Source organism: Streptomyces sp. NPDC057654, assembly GCF_042800135.1.
Classification (GTDB): domain Bacteria; phylum Actinomycetota; class Actinomycetes; order Streptomycetales; family Streptomycetaceae; genus Streptomyces.
In genome coordinates, this window is the sequence record NZ_JBHVHQ010000623.1 from 1 (window position 1) to 5,158 (window position 5,158).

5 protein-coding genes are annotated in these 5,158 nt (G+C 73.9%); 2 read left to right on the forward strand and 3 right to left on the reverse strand.

From position 1 onward, the window contains the following. Nucleotides 1–241: 241 nt before the first annotated feature. Nucleotides 242–1,618, reverse strand: a complete 1,377-nt coding sequence (locus ACFU99_RS32155; RefSeq protein WP_384398741.1) for a dihydrolipoyl dehydrogenase family protein — start codon at nucleotides 1,616–1,618, stop codon at nucleotides 242–244. 195 nt (nucleotides 1,619–1,813) lie between these two features. Further along, on the reverse strand, nucleotides 1,814–2,713 hold the full coding sequence (locus ACFU99_RS32160) for an alpha/beta fold hydrolase (protein WP_384398744.1): 900 nt from the start codon (nucleotides 2,711–2,713) through the stop codon (nucleotides 1,814–1,816). Nucleotides 2,714–2,901: 188 nt separating this feature from the next. Between ACFU99_RS32160 and ACFU99_RS32165 the strand changes: the two genes are divergently transcribed. Then, the gene (locus ACFU99_RS32165) at nucleotides 2,902–3,777 is read left to right on the forward strand and encodes an RNA polymerase sigma-70 factor (protein WP_384398750.1); all 876 of its coding nucleotides are present in this window, start codon (nucleotides 2,902–2,904) and stop codon (nucleotides 3,775–3,777) included. Between the two features lie 34 nt (nucleotides 3,778–3,811). Here the strand turns inward: ACFU99_RS32165 and ACFU99_RS32170 are convergent, their stop codons facing one another. Then, a complete protein-coding gene (locus tag ACFU99_RS32170) occupies nucleotides 3,812–4,558 on the reverse strand; it encodes an SDR family oxidoreductase (protein ID WP_384398746.1) in 747 nt (248 codons plus the stop codon). A 291-nt stretch (nucleotides 4,559–4,849) separates the two neighbouring features. Here ACFU99_RS32170 and ACFU99_RS32175 point away from each other — a divergent pair. Next, nucleotides 4,850–5,158, forward strand: a 309-nt coding sequence (locus ACFU99_RS32175; protein ID WP_384398748.1) for a GntR family transcriptional regulator, incomplete at its 3' end; no start/stop codon positions are given.

The following is a 5,158-nucleotide window of genomic DNA, read 5'->3' on the forward strand; positions in this document are numbered from 1 at the left end:
AGGGGCGGGCCGGCGGCGGCGACCGCCACCGCCGTGAACACGGCGCCCAGCTCGACCACGTCGCGCCGCCAGTGGTGGCGGCGCCGGGCATTCTTCGCGCAGGTCGTATCACTCATGCCGCCACCCTGGCGGAGAGGTGTTGCGTGATCACGAACGTCCTGTGACCGATGGGTAAAGGATCACGCTGATCCCTTAACCGCCCCTTATTCGCCGTTATCCGCCGACGCCCCGCGAGCCGCCGTCAGCCGCTCTTCCCCGACGAGCGGAGATCGGTGAGGGCGTCCTCCACGCCCCGGTGGAACGTCGGATACGCGTAGATCATGTGCCGCAGTTGGCCGACCGGCACCTCCGCGTGCACCGCCACCGCGAGACCGTACAGCACCTCGCCGCCCATCGGCCCCGCCGACGTCGCCCCCACCAGCACCCCCCGGTCCACGTCCTCGACGACCTTCACCAGGCCGTCGTTGCCCGCCTTGTGGATCCAGCCGCGGGCGGTGGACGGCACCTGGGACAGGCCCGTACGCACCCGCAGCCCCTTGTCGCGCGCCTGCTTCTCGGTCAGCCCCACCGCGCCGATCTCCGGATCGCAGAAGGTCACCCGCGGCAGCGCCCGGTAGTCGGCGGCCGGCCCCGGATCGCCGAGCACCCCGCGGATCGCGATCGCTGCCTCGTACATCGCCACGTGCGTGAACGCGCCGTGCCCCGTCACATCGCCCACGCCCCACAGCCCCGGCGCCGCCAGCAGCTGATCGTCCACCTGGAGCGACCGCGCCGCCGGATCGAGGCCCACCGTCTCCAGCCCCAGCTCCGAGAGGTCGACCCGGCGGCCCGTGGCGACCAGCAGCTGGTCGCCGCTGATCTCCTCGCCGCCCTCCAGCACCACCGTGAACCGGTCACCGCTGTGCCGGACCTCCGTGGCCCGCGCCCCCGTCCGCACGGTCACCCCCTCCGACTCCATCACCCCGGCCAGCAGCCGCCCGGCCTCCGGCTCCTCGTTCGCGATCAGGCCGTCCATCGCCTCGACGATCGTGACGCGCGAGCCGAACCGGGCGAAGACCTGGGCCAGCTCCGCCCCGATCGCACCGCCGCCGAGCACGAGCAGCGTCCTGGGCGGCTCCTTCGCGGCGATCGCGTCCCGGTTCGTCCAGTACGGCACGTCCGCCAGACCCGGCACCGGCGGGATCTGCGGCCGGGTGCCCGTGGCGATCACCACCCCGCGGCGCGCCTCGAACACCTCGCCGCCCGCCGCCACCTTCCCGTGCCCGGCCAGCTTCCCGCGCCCGCGCACCAGCCGGCCGCCCTTGCCCGTGAAGCGGTCGGCCGCCACCTGGTCGTTCCAGTCGGTCGTGGCCTCGTCGCGGATCCGGGCGGCCACCGGCCCCCAGTCGGGTGAGACCTGCGCCGCCCCCGCCATGCCGGGCACCCGTCCCGCCTCGGCCAGCAGGTTCCCGGCCCGGATCATCATCTTGCTGGGCACGCACCCCCAGTACGGGCACTCGCCGCCGACCAGCTCCGCCTCCACGCCCACCACGCTCAGCCCGGCCTCGGCGAGCGTCCCCGCCACGTGCTCGCCGCCCGGCCCCATACCGATCACGACGACATCCACCTGCTCGGCCATTGCACCGCACCTCTCACCCTCGGGACCCGCAAACGGGTTACGCCCCTACCTTGGTGCGTACGGGCGTGTTGGGCCAGCCGGGGGCCGATCGGTCTCGGCCATGAGGCCGGCGCGATCCTGTGGAGGCCGGGCGCGGGAACTGCGCGACCAGCCACGACGGACCCGCGGACGACGCACCGGGCCGGGCGCCGGCCCTCATCGGCGCGGCACTCGGCCCCCGGCCTCGGCTCCAGCCGCCTTCGCTACCCCACGGCCCGTCGCCGCCGGGCGAGTGGCGTCCAGGATGACCCGCACGACCAGCGCCGGATCGTCGTTCATCGGCACATGCCCGCAACCCGGCAGCCGTACCAGCCGGGCCCCCGGAATGGCCCGCTTGGCGCGGACGCCCTGGCGGGGCAGGAGCAGCCGGTCGCCGGCGCCCCAGCCGATGGTGACCGGAACGTCCGGCACATCGTCGCGGAAGACGACGGAACGCCCGGCCGCGAGCGTCGCGTCGAAACCGGCGGCCGCGCGCAGCGCCCTGGTCTCGGCGATCACCGCGTCCGGCGAACGCCGCCCCGGCCGCGCGTAGATGGGGCTGACCAACGCCGCCCGCCCCACCGCCGTACGGGCCAGGCGCGCGACGACCGGATCGGGCAGCAGCCGCGCGCCGCGCCGCATGCCGAGCAGCACCCCGAACGCGTACCGCCGCTCGGCCGGCGACCAGAAGCCGCCGGGGGAGAGCGCGGTGACGGACCGTACGAGCCGGAGCCGGCCCAGTTCCAGGGCGAGCAGCCCGCCGAGCGAATTGCCCACCACGTGCGGCCGGTCCACGCCGAGCGCGGAGAAGAGCGCGTCGAGCGCGGGGGCCACGCCCGCCAGGTCGTACGTGACGCCGTCCGGCAGGGCCGGGGACGCGCCGAACCCCGGCAGGTCGACGGCTATGACGTCGCGTTCGGCGGCGAGTATGCCGCTGACCGGCTGCCATGCCTGCAAGTGGTGGCCGATGCCGTGCAGCAGGACGACGGGGTCCCCGCTGCCCGAGCGTTCGTACGCGACCTCGACCGTGCGCCGGCCGGCCGGCGTCTCGACGGGGTAGGAGATCGTCTCGGTCATGGGGTGGCTCCTCGGCTCCTCGGCCTCCGCGGTCGGCTTCCCGAGACAGGATGTCAGCAATGGTTACCACTGGGTAGACCCCGTGGTCGGCCGGTGAGGGCCGGGCCGCCGCCCCCGATGAGAGCGGGTTCACGTGGACAAGCCCCCGCGGCGTCGGGTGGGATGGGACGGTGAGCTCCAGCGACGCGATGCTCGACACCTTCGAGGCGCATCGGCCCGTACTGGCCGGCGTCGCCTACCGCATGCTCGGCCGCGTGGCCGACGCCGAGGACGTCGTCCAGGACGCGTGGCTGCGCTGGTCCGCCGCCGACCGCGGCGAGGTCCGCGAACCGCGCGCCTTTCTCGTACGGATCACCACCCGGCTCGCCATCGACCGGCTGCGGCAGGTCCAGTCCCGGCGCGAGGCGTACGTCGGGCCGTGGCTGCCCGAGCCGATCGCCACCTCCTATCTGGATTCCGCGGCCACCGTCCCCGACACCGCCGAGCGCGCCGTGCTCGCCGACTCCGTGTCCTTCGCCGTGCTCGTCGTCCTGGAGTCGCTCTCGCCTCTGGAACGCGCGGTGTTCGTCCTGCGCGAGGCGTTCGGCTTCCCGCACGCGGAGATCGCCACCGCTCTCGACCGGACGGAGGCCGCGGTGCGGCAGCTCGCCGGGCGGGCCCGCCGTCATGTCGAGGAGCGCAAGCCGCGCTACGACGTGGACCCGGCCCAGCAGCGCGATCTGACCGAGCGTTTCCTCGCCGCCGCCACCCATGGTGACCTCGCGGGGCTGCTTGAGCTCCTCGCCCCCGACGTGCGGCTCGTCGGCGACAGCGGCGGCAAGGCCAAGGCCCCGCTGCGGGTGATGAACAGCGCCGACAAGGTCGGCCGTTTCCTCGCCGCCGTCGCTCAGGAATCGCTGGGGACGCTGGAGTTCCGCTTCACCGAGGTCAACGGCGCTCCGGCGCTGCTCATCCTGGACGAAGGCCGGCCCGACTCGGTCGTGGCCGTCGGCGTGGCCGACGGCAGGATCACCGACATCTACCTCGTCCGCAACCCGGACAAACTCACCGGCCTCGACTGGTAGACCCACCTCGACGCGGGAAGCGCCCCCCGCTCCGTCACAGTCCGCCCGCCACCCGCAGCACCGCGCCCGTCGTGTACGACGCCTCCGGCGACAGCAGCCAGGCGACCGCGCCCGCGACCTCCGCCGCCTCGCCGGGGCGGCCCGCCGGCACCCGGCCCTCGGTGCGCCACGGCCGCTCGGGGTCGCCCATCGTGGCGTGGATGTCGGTCAGGATCATCCCCGGCTGCACCGAGTTGACCCGGACGCCCTCCGAAGCCAGCTCCCTGGCCAGCCCCACCGTGAGGGCGTCGACCGCGGCCTTGCTCGCCGCGTAGTGCACGTAGTCGCCGGGGCTGCCGGTCGTCGCCCCGGCGGAGGAGATGTTCACCATCGCCCCGCCCTGCCCGCCGTGGCGCGTCGACAGCTCCAGCGCGGCCCGCCGCGCGCACATGATCGCGCCCATCACGTTGACGTCCACGACCCGGCGCATCTCCGCCAGGGGCGTCTCGGTGAACCGGCCCAGCGGGCCCGTGACCCCGGCGTTGTTGACCAGTCCGGTGATCGGCCCGAGGCTCTCCTTCACCGCGTCGAACAGCGCGTCCACCTCGGCCTCGACTCCGGTGTCGGCTCGGACGGCCACGCACGCCGCGCCCTCGGCCCGTACCGCCTCGGCCGTCCGCTCCGCGGCGTCGCGGTCGCGCACGTACCCGATGCCGACAGCGTGCCCGGCGCGCGCCAGCCGTACGGCCACCGCCGCGCCGATGCCGCGGCTGCCGCCCGTGACCACCGTGACCTGCTGCATCCCCGCGCTCCTCACCCTCCGCCGCACACCGGGCGCGGGACGTCGCCCCCGGTCGGTCGCGACGCTACCCGAGGCGACGGAGCGTCATCACGGCAGGCCGGGATCGGGTCAGGTGTGCGGGGTACCGGGCATCAACATCACGTGAACGCTCTGCGGGGCCACTTGTGTGCGCTGTGTGACGGATTGAGGATTGGTCTTGACCAAGGTGGCGTGCCGTCCTATTGTCCGAGTCATACTGCAACAACCTTTAATAAAGAAGCGCGCATAAGTGCCGTCGGGGCGGAGGACAGGGTGGGGACCACGCAACTCGAAACGGTGCCGGAGCCGAAGTACTGGCACCTGAAGACCGTGCTGAGCAACGCGCTCGACTCGGAGTTCGCCGTAGGGGAGATCCTCCCCAACGAGCGCGATCTGGCGGCCCGGTTCGGCGTCGCCAGGGCCACTCTGCGCCAAGCCCTGGAACAGCTCGAACTCGAAGGCAGGCTCCAGCGCCGCCGCGGCGTGGGCACCACCGTCGCCCCGCCCCGCGTGGGCGTGGCCGTCGGCGAGGCCCCGCACGCCTGGCCGGGCTCCGGCGGCGACGCCTGGCAGCCCGTGGAC